This window comes from Stieleria tagensis (assembly GCF_024129865.1).
Taxonomy (GTDB): Bacteria; Planctomycetota; Planctomycetia; order Pirellulales; family Pirellulaceae; genus Stieleria; species Stieleria tagensis.
On sequence record NZ_JAMYFE010000101.1, the window covers coordinates 1 to 21,076 of the forward strand.

Consider the following 21,076-nt stretch of genomic DNA (forward strand, 5'->3'; position numbering starts at 1 on the left):
GCGTCATTGCGATTCACTCTCCCGCAAGGAAGTCGTGCAGCTTCGCGTGCCACCGATTGGGAGAGTCGCATGCACTCAATCCCATCTCTACGCCAACGGCGTTCAATCGCTTAGCCCGGGGTCACTGTCGAACCTGCTGGAGGCAGGTTCGGCAGGAACCCCGGGTGAACTCACGCGTCGGGTTGCCATGTGTGGGTAATCGCCAGGCACGCCAGGGTTCAGTCGGTCTGAACCGTGGCCGGTCCAGCTACGGCTGGTGCGGGGGACAACGCCGGCGAATGTCTGCAAAAAACACTTGACACCTGCCTGGAGTGGTGTACCATGACACGGGTACACCGATGGCCGCTTTCAGGGGATGGCTGGGATGTTTTTTTCAATTGATGCTGATGGCGATGTGCCGATCTATGAACAGATCGTGCGGCAGGTCAAATTAGCCGTGGCCGACGGAATCTTGGTCGGCGGGCAAATGGTACCGAGCGTGCGGCAGTTGGCTGGCGAGTTGGCGATTAACTCCAACACCATCGCGCGGGCCTATCAGGAACTGCAATCGGATCGTGTTCTCGAGTCGCTCCGCGGCCGCGGCATGATCGTTCGTCGCGACGCGATCAAGCGTTGCACCAAAGCCCGCAACTCGTTGGTCGCCGATGGCGTCCGCCGCGCGCTGGCCGATGCGTTGTCCGGCGGGATGACTGCAGAGGAACTGCGGGAGCTATTCGAGGCCGAATTGGAACGGCAATCGGCGATGGCCGAGCAATCCAAACTCGCGTCTGGTAATGGGGCGTCCTAGTCCATTTTGTCTAGTCTTTTCATTGGGAAATTTGTGATATGAACGCCGTCATTTCGCTGCAGAAAATCAGCAAGTCCTTTGGTCGCAATCGCGCCTTGATCGACGTCAGTTTGGATATCCCCCAGGGTGTGGTGTTTGCGTTGCTTGGGGAAAACGGAGCCGGCAAAACCACGCTGATTCGGATCTTGACCGGCGCGGTCAAACCGGACGTTGGCATGGCGACGGTGCTGGGGCTGTCCTGTTTAAACGAGGGTCAAAAAATTCGTCAGCAGACCGGTTATGTCTCCGATTCACCGGCGATGTATGAATGGATGACCGCCGATGAGATCGGTTGGTTTACCGCCGCGTTTTATGACGACGCATTCCTGGGACGCTACACCGAAACCCTGATGGGGTTTGATGTGCCGCCCAATGTGCGGCTGAAGAATATGAGCAAGGGGCAGCGTGCGAAAGTCGCGTTGGCGCTGGCCACCGCACATGACCCCGAGCTATTGATCTTGGATGAACCGACCAGCGGTTTGGATCCGATGGTCCGCCGTCAATTTCTTGAATCGATGGTCGATCGGGCTTCGTTGGGACGCACGGTGTTGTTGTCCAGTCACCATATCAACGAAGTCGAACGGGTCGCTGATTGGGTTGGCATCATTCATCAAGGGCAATTGAAACTGGTTCAACCCTTGGACGTGCTGCGAGAATCGACGCGAGTGGTCACCGCGACCTTGGAACACGGTGATGCCAGTGCGGCCATGCCGCGTGGGGAAGTGTTGACCGAAGCAAAAAATGGACGCCAAGTCCGTTGGGTGGTCCGCGATCTTGCGGAGGATTGGCAGTCGGATTTCGGCACCGATTCAGGCGTGATCAAAATCGACGCAGAAGTACCGACACTGGAGGAGATTTTTGTTGCGGTGTGCGATACCCATGCGGTGCGCCCCAGTGATCAGCCCCTCGCAGTTTAACCGTGGGATAGGCATCGAGCCTGTCATCGTTCGACCCACATGCCGGCGGAGTGACAAGTACCATGAATGCAAAACGACTGCAACGATTGATATGGAAAGACGGCCGCACGCTTGCGCCGCTCGCGCTGGCGACTCCGATTGCCGTGCTGGCATTTTTTCTCTTGCTCAGCATGATGGCAAGTTTCGTCGGCCTGAACGGTCCAAGTCGAGTGTCGATGTCCTATGCGATTTTGTTTTTACTGCCGATGTTGGTCGCTTATGGGGCACCGGCGGTCTTGATCGGAGGTGAAGAGGAAAGTGGATCGCTGGCCTGGTTGCGGACGTTGCCGGCGGGTTGGCGTTCGATCGCGCTCAGCAAATTTTTGGTCGCCTGTGGCAGTGTGCTTCTGGTTTGGCTTTGCGCACTGTTTAGTTTCCTGGCCTATTGGAGTTCGCTTCCAGAGCGTCTGGTTCAGGGCATTGTCCAATCCGGTGGACTTCCCGATCCATTCTGGTTGCCGCTTGCCGCTGCGGTCGTCGGAAGTATCGCGTTGCTGACGCTCAGTTTTATCACGGCCTATTGGATTCGGTCGCCGATCACCGCGTTGCTATCCGTCGTGCCGTTGCTGGGCGTCGTGATGTTTGGCTATTTTTATGTTTTCAATTGGATCGCTCCGTTCACGCCGCGAAGTTCGGCGAGGGATCCCATCGACAATTCCGTCATCGCAATATTATCGATTTGGACCCTGGCCTGTTTCGGGCTATTGCTGGCGATCATGTCCTGGGCGGCGAAGCATCGATTGACGAAACCCGAATCGTCGTTTGCTGAGCGTCTGGCGAGTAGCAGTTCGGAGGGGGCGTTTCGACCGCCATCGGGATTCCCCGCGACTTGGTACGGCAGTTCGATGGCACGGGTCCGCCCGAAACCGGTCACTGCGTTGTTGTGGCAACAGCTTCGTTCGATGCGTTGGCATCTGGGGCTGCTTACCGCAATCGCCGTGATCGGGGTGCTGTTCATGATCACCAACTCCAGCTATCTGGTGCCGTGGGGAATCTGTCTCTGCACCGTCTCGCTGCTGTTGATCGCTGCGTTCACATTTTACGGGGATTCGGTGCATCAGCGCGTCGTCTTTCTGTCCGACCGCGGAGTGTCCCCGACCTTGGTTTGGGCAACACGACTGGCGCCCACGTTGATCGTGGTGCTGGGCGTCCTGGCGTTGGTCGCAGCAGTCACACTGATCGGATTGGGGCCTCCCTGGGACAGCGTCCATTTTCGTGATTGGTTGAAGTTATCGGTGGCAGGATTGTCGATCGCGCTGGCCACGTATGCGTTGTCCCAACTGGTGTCACAGTGGTCGCCGCGACCGACATTGTCCTTTTTTGCAGCACCGGTGTTCGTCTGTTTTGCGGCGATGGCGCTTGGTGGACTATTCTCGTTTTATGTCAACAGTCTTCCGATTTTGTTGCTGTCTGCGGCGGTGTTGTTTTATGCATCCTGGCGTCTGATGCCACAGTGGATGGCCGGCAACACCGGGCGTGGATATGTCGGTCCGTTCATCGGCTACATCGCGCTGGCAGTGGTGTTGCCGTATGTGTTGGTGCTGGGCACGCGATGGGTCACCATGCCGGCCGAACGAACGGCATGGCGCCAGGAAATGTTAGCGACACCGCTATCGATTGGTGATCAACAGGTTCCGAACATGCCGATCCAAGGTTCAGCCTATGGCGGTTTGTTGGGCGCACTTGCAAATAAGCCTTGGGTCGATGAAGAAGGCGTGCAGCAGAGAATCGATGCCGAGTTGGCTGATGACGATGCGATCGGTGAACACATTTCGTTTCGCGAACTGTTGCAAATCGTATCGCCGGTGGCGACTTCCGTTCTCACGCGACATCACTGGTCGACAAAAAACAATTTGTCGCTGTATCTGAATCCGCCGGTCTACTCACTTGGCAAACAGGATCGGGCCGACAGAGAGATGCAATTTTCAGCTCTGGAAGTGTTGCTGAAATGGTCGCGTCAATCACGCCGACAAGCGGTCAATGGAAATTTGAATTTCCGGACCTTGTTCGGTGTCGCCGAGACAGCCGACTGGCTAACGAGCAAGACCCTCAAAGCTTACGTCGATCGCGAGGGTGTGACGCCCGACGTTCGCGAGTTGTTGCAGCAGTTGCCGGATAGCGAATTGGTTCGTCGGTCACGCCAGCAAAGTTTGATTCATGATTGGCGAAACTATCAAGCCATCGGCGGCAGTGTCTTCGGCGTGTATCCCGAGATGCCGTTTCAATCTTGGCTGTTTGTCGAACGCGAACGGGGCAAACGCTATCTCGACGATTTGGTTCATTTCACCTTGGATCATTGGAAGAACGGGCAGACGATCGAATCCAACGATGAGATGGAAAAAGTGGGGGAATACATCAACGGCGCTTACATGGAACTCAGCTCATATGATCCCGCTCCGTACAACGCCTATGTGAGTGTCCCCGATCAGCTGCTGCGGATTGCTGAAACCGATCGGCAAATGAAAACGTTGCGGCAAGTGGCGAAATGATCGATTCGATGGCAAACAGAAATTCCTTTGATCGCAAACGAGAGTGACGATGAATCAAAAAATCATGCAACGACTGTTGTGGAAAGATTCGCGAACGCTTGCGCCACTGGCAATTGCGATCATTGCCGGTGTGGTGATGGTCGGTTTTTTGCAATGCATGATGCTGCCGACGATGCGGTTGAACGCGAATGATCGTTTGTGGGTCACTTACGGGATCTGGATTCTGTTGCCCAATCTGTTTGCATTGGGCGCACCGGCGCTGCTGGTCGGTGGTGAGCAGGAAAGTGGATCGCTGGCTTGGTTGCGAACGCTGCCGATTGATTACCGCTGGATCGTGCTGTCCAAATTCGTGGTCGCCGCGGCGGGATTGCTGTTTGTTTTCGTATTGAGCACGATCAGTTTTCGGTTTCAGCTGAGTCTATTTCCAAGTCATTTGCTTCAGCAACTAGAATCCAGCGGCCAGAATATCGATCGCTTTGATCTGCAGTTTGTCGGCCAAGCGTATTTCAGCAGCGTGCTGCTGTTGACCAGTTTCACGATGGCCTATCTGTTCCGATCGCCAGTGACGGCGCTGGTCGCTGTGGTGCCCGTGATGTCTGGGTTGATGATGTTCTATCTCGCCGTCGCGGATCTGCTAGCCGGCAACGGATCGAGTCTGGTGTTGTGGAGTGATCTCGCGTCGCAACGTCCGTGGTTGTTGCTGACCGGCGGTGCAGCGGTTTTGTGTGTGTTGTTTATGATTCACGGTTGGGTGGCCAGACGCAGACTGACCAAGCCACAGTCTGACATCCGCACGCGGATCAGCGACCAACTTGCATCCGATGCCTTTCGTCCACCGTCAAGTTCACTACCCGCAAATTCGCCGTTCGGCCATTCACCCTACCGCAATGCACTGTCCGGGAATTCTTGGTACAGCACGGCGCTGATCCGCCGTCCACTGCGACCAAGCGTAGCGCTGATCTGGCAGACAATGCGTCAATCGGGCTGGCTGATCGGATCGGCTGTGGCGGCAGCGATGCTTAGCCTGTTGATCCTGGGGCTTGGATTGGATGGGTTGGCGATAATCGCCGCAGTCCTGCTGCCGACCGCTTTGTTAGTGATCGGTGGCGTGACGTTCTACGGTGATTCCGTTCATCGCCGCTGTATGTTTCTGTCCGACCGTGGCGTCTCACCGAGTCGGGTTTGGTTGACACGGGTCACGCCGACGTTGATCGCAACGTTGGTGATTGCCGCGATCGCAATGTTCGCGGCTTGGATGGATGGGGCGGGGAGGGGGGATTTGCTTGCCATCAGTGGCGTGTTGTTGGCAACCTATGCGCTCTGTCAACTTGTTTCGCTGTGGTCGCCGCGCCCGATCCTGGTGTTCTTTGCCGCCCCCGTGCTGGCCCTGCTGATCGGGTTCGGTTTGATGCCGTTGTTGGAATACTATTCCCGAGCGGTGGGGGTGTTATGGCTGATGGTACCGCTGCTGTTGTTTGCCTCATGGCGGCTGACGCCGGACTGGATGTCGGGATCGATCGGACGCATTTTCCACGCCAAGTTTTTCAGCTATCTGGTGCTGGCGACGGTCCTGCCGTACGTGCTGGTGTTGGGATTCCGCTGGGTGACGATGCCCGCTGAACGCCCGCAGTGGCGGGCGCAAATGTTGGCAAGTGTGGTGCCGGAAGCCCGTCAAAATGCCCCGCCGTTTCAGTTGTCCACCCCGCCTGTCACGCTCTCCGTCGCTCAGATGCAGTCAATGCAAATCACGGATCGTATGCGACGCCGCAGCGAGCCCGCGATGGGACGTTTGCAACGGGAGCTCGCTGAGACAACATTCCTGGGGTCCTATGTGACCATGGCGGAATTGATCGAATGGTCCGGTTCCATGGGCGATGATTCTGCGGAGATGTTGGTTGCCAAGGTGTTGGCCAAGTGGTCGCGGGTGATGCGGGAGAAGGCGCTGGCCGGCCAGGTCACTCTGCGGGAAGCCCATTTGGCCGATATCGCCGACCAATGGCTTGTGGAGTCTCTGGAGCGTCTGTTGGCGGACGCAGACAAATCGCCAGAATTGGCAGAGTTGGTCGACATACTTCCCGATCCCGAACTCGCACGTCAGGCTCGATTGGTCAGTCTGGCGACCTCGTGGAAACAATTGCAGCAAGGCAATGTGGAACCGCCATGGAAACCGAAGCGGCCATTGCCGGCGCAACGTTGGTTAGCGGTGGAGCGGTTGCGATACGATCGAGAGGTCGCGGAGATCATGCATTTGATGTACCAGCAGTTTTTCAACGGTGGCAACTTTCAGTTGGCCGCGGCACAACAGCAGGCTCGCGAACTGATCGAGCAGACCGAATTTATCCGTCATGATCCACCAATGTTGAATTGGGCGTTGCAGTTTCAGTCCATCAATTCGACCGAGCAGCGGATCGCACAACTGCGAGCGCAATTGATCGCCCTGGATCAGTCACCGTAGTCGGTCGGTCATTGGGTTGTTGCCGTAGAGATTGAGTACTGACACGCTAAAGCGTGAACTCCAACGGTGGGGAAAGGTCGTGTTGGGCCATACGGTTGCGCTGGTGTGGAGGCTTTAGCCGACCGGTTTCCACACCAACCACTAGACGCGGCGGATGAATTCTTCGGCATAGGAGCGGACTTCGCGGCCGTTCAGGACATGCACCATCCGCAACTGTTGGACTTGTTCGTCACTGAATGAACTGAGTGGGACGTGCACCAACGTCTTGCGATGATGTCTTGCCAGTTTTCGCCAACCGCCGCCCGGGGGCAGGGCGCTCAGCAAGGCGACTTGCCGGCCGCCGGCATGCATGCAGGCGGCGGCGATCAAGCGTTCCTCCAGCGTTTCGGTGTAGTCCAGCCGAGGGTCTGACCAAATGTCGGGGATCATCACCGGTGGGTACAAGAACATCGCGCCGCCGTAGCGGCTGAGTCCGATGCCGGGGCCAACCATTTCGTCGGCAAAATTGGTCGCGTAAAACGCCAACGTCGATTCGTCTTTGTGCTCGGCAAACCACGTCGTTCGCCACGGATAGTTACGTGGATCCGAGGGGGAATCGAACAGCATCACACAGGCATCAAGTGTTCCACGGCTGGGCGGAATGACTTTGACATAAATCTGTTTGTCATACCAATGCCGCAGGGTGTCGCGGATATCAATGCCGTCTTTGACACTGGTGGTGAATTTTTCGGTGCGAGCCAGATCGTTGCCAATGATCGCGCGGGCGCGATCGAACACACGGGTGCGAAAATTTTCGATGCGTTCGTCTTCCGGCGGATAGCTGCACTGGGTGTACGGGTTCCACTGGTATTTCCAGCGACTGGTGTCGGGAGACGAGGGTTTGCGTTTGAGTTGCAGCGTGCGCCAACTGATCGGTGGTCCGGGCAACCGGTTGACTGTGGAAATCACATCGTCGTCGGGCAGTCGAGCTTGATCGATCCCCAATTTAATTTCGCTCAGCTCGGTCGGCTCCCAATCGTCTTCGGGCACGTTGGCATAGGAGTACTGGTTGGCCAGTTGTGCGACGTGCAGCGCGTACTGGTCACCCATGATTTGTTGGGCGGCGGTGACGATGGTGATCAGGTCGGGTGTCATTCGCCGTGACATCAGCGACAGGTTGCGGATGTACTGCAAACATTTTGACAGGTGCAGCGGCGTGATGCGGCGGGCAAATTGTTTCAGTTCCGCGAGATAACTGGTTCTCGCAGCGATCAACAATTCTTTGACTCCGTCCAGCTGCAAATCCTCGTCGTCTTCTAGTTCGCTGCGGGCCCGTTCGTACAGGGCGGTGATGAATGGCAATTCGCCGAACAGGAACATCAATGTTCGAGGGTCGACGGAGAATCGCTGGGGGGCTTGGACGTCATCGTGCTGCGGTAGATCGGTTGGCACGGCAGATTCACTGCGCGCGGCCGCCTGGGGCGAAAAGGATTGCGTGTAGGCCTCGCGAATCCAGGGCCAGTGCAGAATGCTGGTGACATACAGGATGCGATCGTAGCGGGTTTCCAGTTCGGCCAGGCGGGAGGCCATGTGGATGATTCGCGACCGGGATTGGCGGTCGGGTGGGCGTGGTAAACTGGGTAAGACTGCGGCCGCAAAACGTTCCGGCGAGACTTGGCGGAGGGCAAACGGGTCGGGCATCACCGACGAAAACGGCAGGAACGGATCGGTTTCCAAATCCACATAGGCGCGGGGAATGTGTTCTCCCATCGCCGCGCGGATGGCCATGATCACCGGTTGGCAGGGATCGATCGGCACGTAGCTAGCCGGTTCGACGTCCAGGTCCTGTTCACCCTCGTCGTTCAGATCGAACGGTCGGAACGAAGGTTCAAAATTGGGGCGGGGGAATCGCTGCCCCGGTTTCTGGATCACGATTGAGGGCCGCGGCAGATCCAGAATCGCCGCTTCGGTGCATTCGCGAAACGATTCTGGAAGCGGCACAGCGACGCAATCAAAATCCTGTTCCAGCATCCATCGCCGAACGGTCAGTGCGAACTGTCCGCTGCCGTGAATGACGGGCAAGACCGCAATTGAATCCCCCAGACGGAGGAGCTCAGGAGGGTTGAACTGGGGTTTGCTGTCGGAGTTCATAAAAAATGGCCTTGTCGATCGATGGCGACCTGGATACTCTCTGGCTGTCGCGAAGAGCGGTTTCATCGCCATTAAGACGACGCGGATTCGCGTCACGGTTGCTCTTACGGATTCTTCCGGCGCGGCTCATCAGGCTTGCGATTGCTTGCCAGTCTACCAGTTATTTTTGAAACGCAGGTGATCATTGCCACCTGCGTTTCTTTTTGCGCGCTGGGCACCCCGCCGATAGCGAGGTGGGGGCATTCAACGTATCCTATCGGCCACGCGACCGGAGCCACCGCAGTGAGAGAGAGCACGCAAATTGACGAACCGGTTCTTGGTGTTCCCCGATGATTGGGACGGCGCCCCGCCAGCGGGCGACGCCTGATTCGATCTGTTCACCAAGAAAGGCGGCCGGAATTTCGAAGATTTTTACCTGGTCTTCTCCATGCCCCCTGCTGAATTCGGTCGCCTGACAAGTCCTTTTCCTAATGAGGTGATTGTTGTGAAACAATGGAAACGATGTTGTGGGATCGCGATGTTATTGTCGCTGGTCGTCTTGGTCCCGATGGGGCGGTTGTCGGCACAGGAGACGCCGCCGGAGACCGCTGCAACGTCAGCAGAAGTCATTGTCGAAGTGGCCGACGAGCAGCCCGTTGAATCCGTCAATGGTTTGACCGATTCGCAGATCGCCGACACCGCTCTGGGCGCGCACAATGCCTGGATGCTGGTCTGTTGCGCGTTGGTGCTGTTCATGACCGCACCGGGGCTGGCAATGTTCTACGGCGGTTTGGTCCGTCGCAAGAACGTGCTGAGTGTGATGATGCAGTGCATCTTTCTGATGGGGTTGATGACCGTGATCTGGGCCCTGTACGGGTATTCCCTCGCGTTCGGTGGCAGCGGTGGCTGGATCGGCAACGGTGACTACTTGTTCATGAATGGTGTGCAACGCGAATGGAGCGACATCGCCAACGAGCCGATCACACCGATGGAAGGTAGCATTCCGCGGCTGACACACATGTTGTTCCAAGGCATGTTCTTTATCATCACGCCCGCGTTGATCTGTGGTGCATTTGCCGAACGAATGAAATTTGGCGCGATGGTGCTGTACTCGATTCTGTGGGGCACGTTGATCTACTGTCCGCTGTGCCATTGGGTTTGGGACGGCGGGCCGTTGTCCTACGGTGAATCCAGCATCATGGGGGGCGCATTGGACTTTGCCGGCGGTACGGTCGTGCACATTTCCAGCGGGATCTCGGCTCTGATTGCGGCGATCGTGATCGGTCCGCGAATGGGTTATCCCAACGAACCGATTCAGCCGCACAACCTGACTTACACGGCGCTGGGCGCTGCGATGTTGTGGGTCGGTTGGTTTGGATTCAACGCGGGCAGCGAATTGGTTTCCGATGGGATCACCAGCAGCGCCTTTGCGGCGACGCACTTTTCGGCCGCTGCGGGCGCGGTGGCTTGGGCCGTGACCGAATGGGTCGTGCTGGGGAAACCGACGGTTCTGGGCGCCAGCAGCGGCGCGGTCGCGGGGCTGGTTTGTATCACACCGGCGGCCGGTTTCGTGTTGCCCATGCCGGCACTGGTGATGGGCTTGGTTGCCGGAATCGTCTGCTACTGGGCCTGCAGTAAGCTCAAGCACTCGTTCCGCTATGACGATGCGTTGGATGCCTTCGGCGTGCATGGCGTCGGCGGTACCGTCGGCGCACTACTGACGGGCGTTTTTGCCAGTCGCGCCTGTTGGGATGTCACTGGGGCCGGCACGAAAATCGGGTTGCTGGAATCGGGAAATCCCACGTTGTTGATCGGCCAACTGGTCGCCGTTTTGATCACCTTTGCCTTTGCCGGGATCGGCAGTTTGGTCCTGTTGAAGCTGATCGATGTCGTGATCGGGCTGCGTGTACCGGCCGAAAGCGAACAGCGTGGTTTGGACATCACTGACCACGGTGAAGAAGGTTACATGATGGCCTAGCCAACGCTTTGCCTAGCGGCCATGCCGCTCGGTGGACGCCGAAAGGCGAAAGCACATTCCGATCGCCGCGGTGACGAAAATCGTTGCCGCGGCGATTTTTTGTGCATGGCCGATGCCGATCGATTCGTCACCCTGCCCGATCGATTCGGCGACTGATCCCCACAGAAAGGAACCCGATGACATCGAAATCGCCATCGCGGTCAGGTAACAACTCATTCCCCGCGCCCGCATACGGTTGGGCAGTGTGATTTGCGCCGTGGTGTTCAGTGTCGTCAACGTCAGCATCCAACCGCAACCCATCAGCAGCGATGCCACCACCACCACCGGGCGTTGCAATGATGTTCCCATCACTGCCAATCCGGTTCCGAACAACAGCATGGCGGTGAGCACGGTGAAGTGGCTGCCGAGTCGAGTTTGCACTTTCGGCAAAAAGCGTGCTCCGATGATGGCGCCGGCGCCGACACAGGTCACCAAGATGCCAAAACCTTCGGCGCCCCATTGCAGGCGTTCACGCGCAACTAGCGGCAGCAGGCCCCACAGTGCGCTGGCCGGAATGACAAACAGCATCACACGAATCAACACGTTCCGCATTTGCACGGTGCGGGCGACGTAGCGCAATCCTTGATACAAGGACAGTGCAAACGACAGTCCCCGCGTCGATTCACTGCGTGTGCGTTTCCAGCAGAGAAGCACGACGATCACGCCGGCGAACGAAAGGGCGTTGAATGAAAACGCAATCCAGGATCCAGTCAGCGCGACCAGGATGCCAGCCAGTGCAGGTCCCAGTGCACGCGCCAGGTTGAAGCTGATGCTGCCCAGCGCGATCGCACGTGAAAGTTGGATGCGTGGGACCAGTTCCGGGATCGACGCTTGCCAGGTGGGAACGTGCAACGTCATTCCCAATCCGATGACAAAGGTCAACGCCAATAGAATCCAACTGGTCACCGCACCGGAATACGTCAGCACGGCCAACGTCGCGGTCGTCAACAGCAGCATCGTCTGGGTCGCCAGCAATAACTTGCGGCGGTCCGTTCGATCGGCCAACACGCCGGCCGGAATCGCCAACAGCACGATCGGTGCGGCCATCGCGGTCCGCACCGCGGCGACCATTTGAGGCGATGCATCCAGATCCGTCATCAGCCATCCAGCGCCGATCTCGTGCATCCAGGTCCCCAGGTTGGAAACCAGCGATGCGATCCAAAACGAGCGGTAGATCGGATTGCGCAGCGGAGCCCAGGGGGAGGGATCGTCGTGCGGATGAATCAGGTCATCACTGCGTTGCATCTTTACGTGCCTTGGCGTCCTGCAACCACTGCATCAGCGACGTCGTGTCGGGGTCGGCCAGTTTCTCCCGCATCACCGCCAATTCGGCCGACAGGCGGTCGATTTGCGCCAGGATGGCGTCACGATTGTGTTGGCAAATGGCCGTCCACATCGTCGGATCACCCGATGCGACGCGGGTCATGTCTTTCCAACCGCTGCCGATCAGCGGCATACTGGGTTCATCCAATAGACTGGCCAGCAGCGACGACACCAGGTGTGGCAGATGACTGACCGCGGCCAAACGATCGTCGTGTTGCTGGGGTGTCATGGTCAGGATGCGACCGCCGGTTTGCCGCCAAAACGCCTTGGCACGATCGAGCGAGGCGGTGGCCGTGTCGGCGCCCGGTGTCAGGATCACCGCTTTCCCATCCAATAGATCCGGACAGGCATTTTGCACTCCGGTTTTTTCGCTGCCGGCGATCGGGTGTGCGGCGACAAACTTTTGTGACGTCGCGGGCGATAGCGATTCAATTTCAGCGACGATCCGGGCTTTGGTGCTACCGACGTCGGTGATCAACGCGTCGGCCGCCAAACAGTCATTGGCGGCGATTGCCAATTCAGCAATTTTATCAACCGGTGCGGCAATCACGACGACCTGGCAACCTTCGCAAGCGGTGGCCAAGTCGGTGAATGCATCATCGACCGCTGCCGCTGCGATCGCGTCTTGGCAACTCGATTGGCGGCGGCTGTAACCGCGGACATGGATTCCGCTGCGCCGGAGCGACATGCCGACGCTGCCACCGAGCAGCCCGACACCTAGAATCGCGACACGACTGAGCCACGCGGGTTTATCAGGAAGAGAGTGCATTACCGAGATCAACCCAGATCGGGCAGTTGGTGGCCCATTTTAGCGCGTTTGGTTTCCAGGTAGTGCTTGTTGTGTTTGTTGACCGGCGGCACGATCGGAACTTGGTCGACCAGTTTTAAATCGTAGCCACGCAGATTGAATGCTTGTTTCTTTTTCGGGTTGTTGGTCAACAAGCGAACTTCACTGATGCCCAGGTCCTTTAGGATTTGCAGCCCCACACCGTAGTCTCGCATGTCGGCTTTGAATCCAAGCGCGTGGTTGGCTTCGACGGTGTCCATGCCTTGATCTTGCAATGCATAGGCTTTGATTTTTTCCGCCAGTCCGATCCCCCGGCCTTCTTGCGGCAGATACACCAGCGCCCCGCGGCCTTCGTCGGCGATCATCTGCAGTGCCATGTGCAGTTGGTCACCACAATCACAGCGCAGGGATGAAATCAAATCACCGGTAAAGCAACTGCTGTGCATCCGCACCAACGGCGGTTTATCGTCGTCAGCATCGGTGGCCAGATCGCCCAGGGTCAACGCGATCGGTTGTTGGGATTCAAAATCCACTGCATACACGATGACTTCAAAATCGCCGTATCTGGTCGGTAGTTTTGACTGGGCGGCGCGACTGACCAATTTCTCGCTGACACGGCGGTGCGCGATCAACTGTTCGATGCTGATGATTTTCAGCGAGTTGGATTGGGCCAGTTCGATCAATTGCTCTCGAGAGGCGCGGTCGCCGGAATCGTTCAAAATTTCGCAGAGCACGCCGGCCGGTTGCAGTCCGGCCATCCGGGCCAAATCGACCGCTGCTTCGGTGTGCCCGGCACGTCGCAGCACGCCGCCTTTTTTGGCGATCAAAGGATACACATGCCCGGGGCGGACAAATTCGTCGACGCTGCAATCGGGCGCGGCGATGCGCTGGATCGTGGTGCTACGTTCGGCTGCCGTGATCCCGGTGCGGGCACTGGCGATGTCGATGGGGGTCACAAACGCGGTCCGCAGCGGCGCGTTGTTGTCGGGTACGACCGGGGTCAGTTCCAATCGTTTGCCGACTTCGGGCAGAATCGAAACGCACAGTTGGCCGCGTCCGCCGAGCATGAAATTGATCGTTTCGGGGGTCGCTTTCTCCGCAGCGCAGATGAAATCCCCCTCGTTTTCACGGTCTTCGGCATCGACGACGATCACCACCTCGCCACGCCGCACCGCCTCGACCGCTTCCGGGATCGAATTCAAAGAAAGGTCTTCGCCGTCTAGCGAATCGTCTTGCGACATGTTGTGGCTTTACAGTGATGGAGAACGGGGGGCGTGTGAATTGGTCCTGCGTCCGGGTTGGACGTCGGGGTATTATACGTGCAAAGTCCAGTTACCCAATGAGCCGGCTGACAGATGTTCCCACCGTCGAATGCTTGGATTCGTGCCTGCGCCGTCGGGTTGTTGATATCGATGGGTGTTGCGGCGACAAATTTCCGCGTGTTTGCGGACCCGCCGGCTGCACTCTACGAGGTCGAACGGACCGCTGATGTTCGTTTTGGCGATCTGCCGGAGTCGTCGGGGTTGTGTGACATTTATCTGCCGCAGCCGATCGAGCCGGCTGAGTCTGATTCCCAGCCGCGGTGGCCGGTGGTTTTGGTCGTTCACGGTGGCGGCTGGGCGACCGGGGACAAGTGGTCGATGGGGCGGCACGCACGCCAACTGGCCCAGCACGGGTTCGCCGCAATTGCCATCAACTACCGATTGGCACCTGCGGCAAAGTTCCCCACCCAGGTCGATGATCTGCGAACGGCGTTGGTTTGGACCAACGAACAGGCGTCGCAATATGGATTCGATCTGGAACATGTCGGTCTGTATGGCTATTCCGCCGGCGGGCATTTGGTGTCGCTGATCGCAACCTTGGCCGACGAGTCTTGGAACCGTGTGGCGCCGACGACCGATTGGCCGCGCGACGACCCTCGCTGGGGCAAGTTGCCAAAGATCGCGGCGGTCTGCATCGGCGGTCCGCCCACCGACTTTCGCCAATTGCCACTAGACAACACCACGTTGGCCTACTTCTTAGGCGGTTCGCGTCGCGAGAAACCGCAGGTCTACGCGGCCGCCTCGCCAGTTTGCTTTGTGTCCCCCACTGATCCGCCGTTCCAAATCATTCATGGCGCCGCCGATGGATTGGTGTCGATCGACCAAGCCCAAGCCTTCCACCAAGCACTTGTCGATGCCAACGTGCAGTCGGCTTTCGAAACGCTCCCCAAGCGAGGCCACTTGCTGGCGTTCATTAGCCCCCAGCTGACAACCACGATGCTGGACTTCTTTCACCAGCAACTCGATCGCAACCCGGCTAACGGCGGCAGCAGTGTGCAGGCATCGTCCGAGTAGCAGGTGATTTTCTTGCCGTGTGTTTTTCACAGCACGGCGACCCTCGAGTTGCGAGCGTGGGATGATTTGCATCATCCTGCCGCCGTACAAACTCTCATCAATTCTTCCTTTCGGCTTCGCCGGACAGACATCCTGTTCGGGGACATTGTGCGTCTCGACGGTCGATCGAGCGACCGCGTTTCCTCCATAGAATCATGTTCGCCGGGAGTCGTGCTGGATGAGTTACAAAAGAAGGATGCTTTGGAATCGGTTGTTTAGAAATCGCAATCTGAAAGCTCAACGGTCGGCGAGTCTTGCCAAGCTGCGATGCGCACCGATGCGGTTGGAATCACTGGAAAAACGTCAGCTGATGGCGGCAGATTTCACCCTGGAATTGTTGCACATCGCCGATCAAGAGGCTGCCGTCGCGGCCATCCAAGATGCCCCCCGCATGTCCGCCGTCCTGACTTCGCTTCGCAACCAAGACTTGGGCAACGATGGTCAAATCGACAACACGCTGACACTCAGCTCCGGTGATGCGTTTATTCCCGGTCTGTTCTACGATGCATCGGCCGCAGCGTTTGGTTCAGGCGGAATTGCCGATATCCAAATCCAAAACGAACTGGGTATCCAAGCCATCGCTTTGGGCAACCATGAGTTCGATTTTGGCACCGCCAATCTGGCCGGTTTGATCGATGGTTCGGCACCGGGTTCGATTTTGGGCAGCGATTTCGCAGGGGCCAATTTCCCCTACCTGTCGACCAATTTGCAGTTTGCAACGGATGCGAATCTGGCGGCCTTGGAAGTCGTCGGTGGTCGATCACCTGTTCCACGATCGGTCACCTCGTCAGTCGTGCTGAACGTCAATGGTGAAGACATTGCCGTGGTGGGTGCAACCACGCCGACGCTGGCGACGATTTCGTCGCCAGACGGGGTTGGTGTTCGCCCCTCACCCTTCGATTCCAATCCCAGTTCGCAGCAGCTTGATGCGTTGGCGCTGGAGATCCAAAACGAAGTCGATTTATTGTTGAGTGAAAACGGGCAGATCGACAAAGTGATCTTGCTCGCGCACATGCAACAATTCGACATCGAATTAGGACTCGCGGCGCGGTTGGAGAATGTGGATATCATCGTCGCCGGAGGATCCAATCGACGCCTGTTCGACGGCAACGATCGCGCCCGTGCCGGAGACAGCGGCCAGGGCGACTATCCACGAATTGTCACCAACGCCGGTGGAACCTTTACCGCCGTGGTGAATACCGATGGTAGTTACAAGTACGTCGGACGGTTGGTGATCGGGTTTGATGCCGATGGCAATCTCCTGCCAGACACCTATGACGAAACCGTCTCCGGTGCCTACGCCACCGATCAACAGGGTGTCGAGGAATTGGGCGCAGCGGGTTTGGTTGATGCTGAAATTCAATCGATCGTCGACGCAATCCAATCACAGATCATCGCCACCGAATCCAATGTGTTTGGCGTCTCCGATGTCTTCTTGAACGGAAACCGATCCGGCACCGAAACTGCCGATGATCCCGATGGCGTGCGGACCCAAGAAACAAATTTGGGCAACCTGACAGCCGATGCGAACTTGGCCGAAGCTTTGAAATTGGATTCCTCCGTTGTTGTTTCGATTAAGAACGGAGGCGGTATCCGCGCATCGATCGGGCAGACCATTGTGCCTTCCGGTGGCAGCGAAGAAGTACGATTCTCCAATGAAGCGGTCGTCGATAGCAATAACAACCTGATCAAACCGGCCGGCGGTATTTCGCAGAACGATATCCAAACTTCGTTGGCATTCAACAATGGATTGGCATTGATCACCCTGACCAAAACGGAATTGGTTGGTTTGTTGGAACATGGCGTCAGTGCACTGCCGGGCGTGTCTGGCCGGTTTCCACAGATCGCCGGCCTGAAGTTTTCCTACGATGACACCTTGCCGGCGGGAGATCGCATTCAGAGCGCCGGTGTCTTTGCCGAAAATGGTGACTTGATCGCCAAATTGGTCGAGCGGGGGGCGATCGCCGGTGATCCTGAGCAAACGTTCCGGTTGGTCACGCTGGGATTCCTGGCTGCACCCCGATTTGATGACACGGGAGCCTATATCGGCGGCGGCGATGGTTATCCCTTCCCCAACACCAATGCCGATCCGGCAGTCGGTGATTTGGGTGATCCCGATGTTATCGCGCGAGCCGATTTGCAGTCTCTGGATCAAGCCGGCGTGCAGACCGGTGACGCCGTCTTTGCTGACGACGGGACCGAACAAGATGCGTTGGCCGAATACTTGAAGGACCGTTTCGCAACCGTTGACCAAGCTTTCACGGCGATGGACACGGGACGATCCTTGGATCAACGGATCCAGAATCTCTCTTATCGCGCCGACACGGTCTTTCCGGTTGCCGGGACGCTGCGTGTCACTGGCGAAACGGATTCCGGATCCGGATCGCTTCGGGAAGCCATTCAAATTGCCAATGATAATCCCGGCATCGATCGAATTGTTTTTGCTAAAAACGTCGACGTCGTCTCGCTTGATTCGGCGGTCGAGTATACCGGTCGTCAAGATCTGAAGATCCAAGGCGAAAATGTGGTGCTGCGAGCATCGGAACAATTTGTCGGTTTGGGACTGTTGGTATCCAGCGCCGCGGCCGACTTGGTGTTATCCAAGTTGACGATCGATGGGGATTTCGACGAGGGGGAAACACCAGCCAATGGAATCTACATCCCCGTCCCGGCGGAGGCTCAGGGTGAAATTTCGGTCAAATTGGATCAAGTCACGATCCGCAATGTCGGTCTGCACGGGCTGCACATCGCGGATCAGATCAACGACTCCGATGCCAGCGTCCACCTGCATGTGCGACGCAGCACGATCGTCAACAACGGTATCGGGCAAATTGATTACGACGGCATCCGGGTCGACGAGGGCGGACGGGGCGATTTGCACGCCGATATCAGTGAAAGCCAGATCGACGGCAATGGCGGTGATGGCCTGGAGTTGGACGAACGCGGCGTGGGCAGTGTCTATGCAAACGTTTCACACACGTCGTTCAATGACAACGGATTCTTCGATGAATTCTTTGACCCGAATGCGCCCGAGAACGCCGGTCTGGAACAAGACTTAGACGACGGTTTCGATATTGATGAAGCCGACGAAGGCGGGATCTGGGCGTCTGTCCGGCGCTCCGAAGCCATCAATAATTTTGACGAGGGTTTCGATTTCGACGAAGCCGGTGAAGGGGGGATCGTCATGAGCTTTGACCGTGTCGTAGCACGTGACAACAGCGACGAAGGGATCAAGGCCGACGAAGAAGATCAGGGCGGTATTCACCTCTCACTCAGCCGAGTGGATCTGATCGGCAATGGCGACGATGACAAATCGGTCGAAGTCGGCGGAGGCGAAGGCATTCAGGTCAGCGAGGTCGACGAAGGCAACTTTGTCGCCAATCTCAGTCGCGTCAATGCGATCGGCAATGGATCGCAGGGAATCAAGATCGAAGAAGATGACGAGGGACTTTTGACGGCCTTCCTGGATCGTGTCGAATCCACGGGCAATGGCGGTTCCGGAATCAAGATCGAAGAGGCCGGTGACGGTGCCTTGTTGGCACGCCTGAACCGTGTCGAATCCAATGCCAACGAAGGTGATGGTGTCGAGATCTTGGAATCCGATGATGGCCTGCTGTTCGGGCAAATCTCGAAATCGAAGTTCAATGACAACGAGGACGTTGGCATCGTCGCCGAGCAGGAGGGCGCCGGTTTCGGTTTGCTAACCCTGCGGGACGTCGAATCCAAAGACAACGGTGAAGGTGCCGCTGAACTGGACGGTGTCCTGCGCCTGGGACGTCTTGACGACTGATCCAGAACCAGCGTCTCAACCCCGCCAATCCGATCGCGGTTGGCTGCCGGTTCGAACCCTTTGGCGTCCGCTCACGTAAACGTTCTTGTCACTCCATCAATGGAGACGCTCTGCGAACTGAGTAATACCGGTCCGTGGTCGCAACACCTACACACAAGGACTGAGATCCTAGGCCATAGGTTTCAGTCTCAACCGAACGAAACTGTTTCGCCTGAGTCACCTGCGGGTCGGCTTGGGTCTTTTCTCAAGAACAGGGGTCGGTGTGATGGAGACGACGGAGAATTCGGACGATTCGTTTACAAAATTCTTGTACAACCACAATCCGTTTTATCTGATCAGCTGTTTGCTGGTCATCTATGGTTGTCAAAGCCTGGCGGTTTCCGGTGGCACGCTGTTGGACAAGTCGCTGTGGATGACCGGTGGCATCGCGGCCTACACGGTGTTGATGGCCGTGGTCTGTATCGCAGTCGTGCGACTGGCCAACGTCTGGGATGATGCACGATCGATCTTTATCGTGGTCTTGCTCAGTCTGGTTGCCGCGACGACGGGGTTTGATGAACTATGCATCGGTGATCAATCGGCGGCCTTGGTTTTGGGGGCAGCGGTCGCGGGGTTGGTGTTGATCGTTATCGAATCGGTGTTGTGGTGCAGCCGAATTCGACTGAGTTTTTGGTATCGCGTCACGTTGTATTTTCACTTTGCCCTCTTGATCGGATTTCCCCTGATCCTGGGTCGGGCGGTGGCAAATCGCAATGATTCATTGGCCGGATGGGGATCGGTCTTGTTCTCGATCGCCGTCGGCGGTGGTGCGTTGTTGCTGATCCCCGCCCTCCGGCGCGGGACGGCTTCGATCGAAGGCAACGGTACGCCGTGGAGTTGGCCGCTGTATCCACTGTCCGCGTTCATTGTGTTGTTGGTGTTGGCCGGTATCCGTGCGCACGCGATTTGGATGGCGTTTGGGTTCTACGGAACTGCCGGGCGATTTGAACCGTTTTTGTTGCTGCCAATGGCGGCTGCGGTTGCGATTTTGATCGCCGAAACCGGACTGGGGTTGGGGAAACGCAGCCTGCAGCACGTTGCCCTGTACGGCGCACCCTTGCTGTTGTTGTGCGGGTTGTCTAATCATGGTTCGACGTGGTTGCCGATCCAGTCGGAGTTGCAGTACACGTTTGGTTCGGGGCTGACGGTTGCCTGTCTGGTTCTGTTGGTCGTCTATGGGTGGATGACCGTACGCGGTGTTCGTGATGCCGTGTTCGGTTTGCCACTGACGTTGATTGTGGCCGCGGTGTTTGCGCCCGTTCCGCCAACTATCGCGCAAATCGGGTTTCAGTCCTGGATGCTGTTGGCATTGGCGGGCGTGATTCTGTTGTGGATCACGATCCGTCGCAATCATCCGGATTGGTTGTGGACGTCGCTGGCCGGTATCGCAACCGGAATGATTGCGATGATCGGTGACTCGCTGGGCTATCGAATCGAAGGCATGGTCGCTGCGGTGTTGTATGCCACGCTGTCGATGTTGTTGATCGGGGCGTTGTATCCGACGCTGTTGGCCGTTTGTCTGCGCCATCTGGCGGCGCTACTGATGTCGATTGCCGTGGGTGTCGTGGCATTTCGCTCGTTGCGGTTCCCCGATGATGCTTGGGTCTATTTGGCACTCGGTGCAGCAACGGTTGCCATCGTCTACGGCGTGATCGTCAAACGTCGCGGTTGGTTAACGGTCGGCCTGGTACAAGGACTGGTGTTCTGTGTGTTGTTGGGCATCCAAAGTCATCGAACCGGCAAACTGCGGCGTGTGAATTGGCCGATCGCGTCGGGGTTGATGTGTTTGGGTGTGGGGATCGCCATCACGACAGGGAAAACCGGTTTGTATCGTCGACTCGGTCGTTTAGATTCGGGTGAAGGGGGCGGTGGCTATCAAGCGGGATTGTGAATCAGGAAAGAGGCCTGTG

General features: G+C 57.4%; 13 protein-coding genes. 9 read left to right on the forward strand and 4 right to left on the reverse strand.

What is annotated here, in order from left to right:
* The 5 genes from NHH03_RS22010 to NHH03_RS22030 form a co-directional block, all read left to right on the forward strand.
* A partial coding sequence (locus NHH03_RS22010) for a hypothetical protein (RefSeq protein WP_253159710.1) occupies nucleotides 1-199 on the forward strand: 199 nt, incomplete at its 5' end.
* 165 nt (nucleotides 200-364) lie between these two features.
* Nucleotides 365-787 (forward strand): GntR family transcriptional regulator, encoded by a 423-nt coding sequence (locus NHH03_RS22015; RefSeq protein ID WP_253159712.1) that lies wholly within the window; start codon nucleotides 365-367, stop codon nucleotides 785-787.
* A gap of 38 nt (nucleotides 788-825) precedes the next feature.
* Nucleotides 826-1,743, forward strand: coding sequence for an ABC transporter ATP-binding protein (locus tag NHH03_RS22020; protein ID WP_253159714.1), 918 nt, complete (start codon nucleotides 826-828; stop codon nucleotides 1,741-1,743).
* A 62-nt stretch (nucleotides 1,744-1,805) separates the two neighbouring features.
* Nucleotides 1,806-4,271, forward strand: a complete 2,466-nt coding sequence (locus NHH03_RS22025; RefSeq protein ID WP_253159716.1) for an ABC transporter permease — start codon at nucleotides 1,806-1,808, stop codon at nucleotides 4,269-4,271.
* A 49-nt stretch (nucleotides 4,272-4,320) separates the two neighbouring features.
* The gene (locus tag NHH03_RS22030; RefSeq protein WP_253159718.1) at nucleotides 4,321-6,726 is read left to right on the forward strand and encodes an ABC transporter permease; all 2,406 of its coding nucleotides are present in this window, start codon (nucleotides 4,321-4,323) and stop codon (nucleotides 6,724-6,726) included.
* Nucleotides 6,727-6,867: 141 nt separating this feature from the next.
* On the opposite strand, the gene NHH03_RS22035 is transcribed toward NHH03_RS22030, so the two are convergent.
* Nucleotides 6,868-8,856 (reverse strand): hypothetical protein, encoded by a 1,989-nt coding sequence (locus tag NHH03_RS22035; RefSeq protein WP_253159720.1) that lies wholly within the window; start codon nucleotides 8,854-8,856, stop codon nucleotides 6,868-6,870.
* A gap of 517 nt (nucleotides 8,857-9,373) precedes the next feature.
* Between NHH03_RS22035 and NHH03_RS22040 the strand changes: the two genes are divergently transcribed.
* On the forward strand, nucleotides 9,374-10,813 hold the full coding sequence (locus NHH03_RS22040; protein WP_253159722.1) for an ammonium transporter: 1,440 nt from the start codon (nucleotides 9,374-9,376) through the stop codon (nucleotides 10,811-10,813).
* A gap of 12 nt (nucleotides 10,814-10,825) precedes the next feature.
* On the opposite strand, the gene NHH03_RS22045 is transcribed toward NHH03_RS22040, so the two are convergent.
* Genes NHH03_RS22045 through ribA form a run of 3 tightly spaced genes read right to left on the reverse strand, consistent with a single transcriptional unit; the run spans nucleotide 10,826 to nucleotide 14,203 of the window.
* On the reverse strand, nucleotides 10,826-12,097 hold the full coding sequence (locus tag NHH03_RS22045; protein ID WP_253159724.1) for an MFS transporter: 1,272 nt from the start codon (nucleotides 12,095-12,097) through the stop codon (nucleotides 10,826-10,828).
* Nucleotides 12,084-12,944 (reverse strand): prephenate dehydrogenase, encoded by an 861-nt coding sequence (locus NHH03_RS22050; RefSeq protein ID WP_253159726.1) that lies wholly within the window; start codon nucleotides 12,942-12,944, stop codon nucleotides 12,084-12,086. The genes NHH03_RS22045 and NHH03_RS22050 overlap by 14 nt, the downstream gene beginning before the upstream one ends.
* An 8-nt stretch (nucleotides 12,945-12,952) precedes the next feature.
* The gene (gene ribA / locus NHH03_RS22055) at nucleotides 12,953-14,203 is read right to left on the reverse strand and encodes a GTP cyclohydrolase II (protein WP_253159728.1); all 1,251 of its coding nucleotides are present in this window, start codon (nucleotides 14,201-14,203) and stop codon (nucleotides 12,953-12,955) included.
* A 114-nt stretch (nucleotides 14,204-14,317) separates the two neighbouring features.
* On the opposite strand from ribA, the gene NHH03_RS22060 reads away from it, so the two are divergent.
* The 3 genes from NHH03_RS22060 to NHH03_RS22070 all read left to right on the forward strand — a co-directional run bounded on the left by NHH03_RS22060 (nucleotide 14,318) and on the right by NHH03_RS22070 (nucleotide 21,057).
* A complete protein-coding gene (locus NHH03_RS22060; protein WP_253159730.1) occupies nucleotides 14,318-15,298 on the forward strand; it encodes an alpha/beta hydrolase in 981 nt (326 codons plus the stop codon).
* Between the two features lie 316 nt (nucleotides 15,299-15,614).
* Nucleotides 15,615-19,127, forward strand: a complete 3,513-nt coding sequence (locus tag NHH03_RS22065) for a bifunctional metallophosphatase/5'-nucleotidase (RefSeq protein WP_253159732.1) — start codon at nucleotides 15,615-15,617, stop codon at nucleotides 19,125-19,127.
* A gap of 265 nt (nucleotides 19,128-19,392) precedes the next feature.
* A complete protein-coding gene (locus NHH03_RS22070) occupies nucleotides 19,393-21,057 on the forward strand; it encodes a DUF3488 domain-containing protein (RefSeq protein WP_253159734.1) in 1,665 nt (554 codons plus the stop codon).
* Nucleotides 21,058-21,076 lie beyond the last annotated feature (19 nt).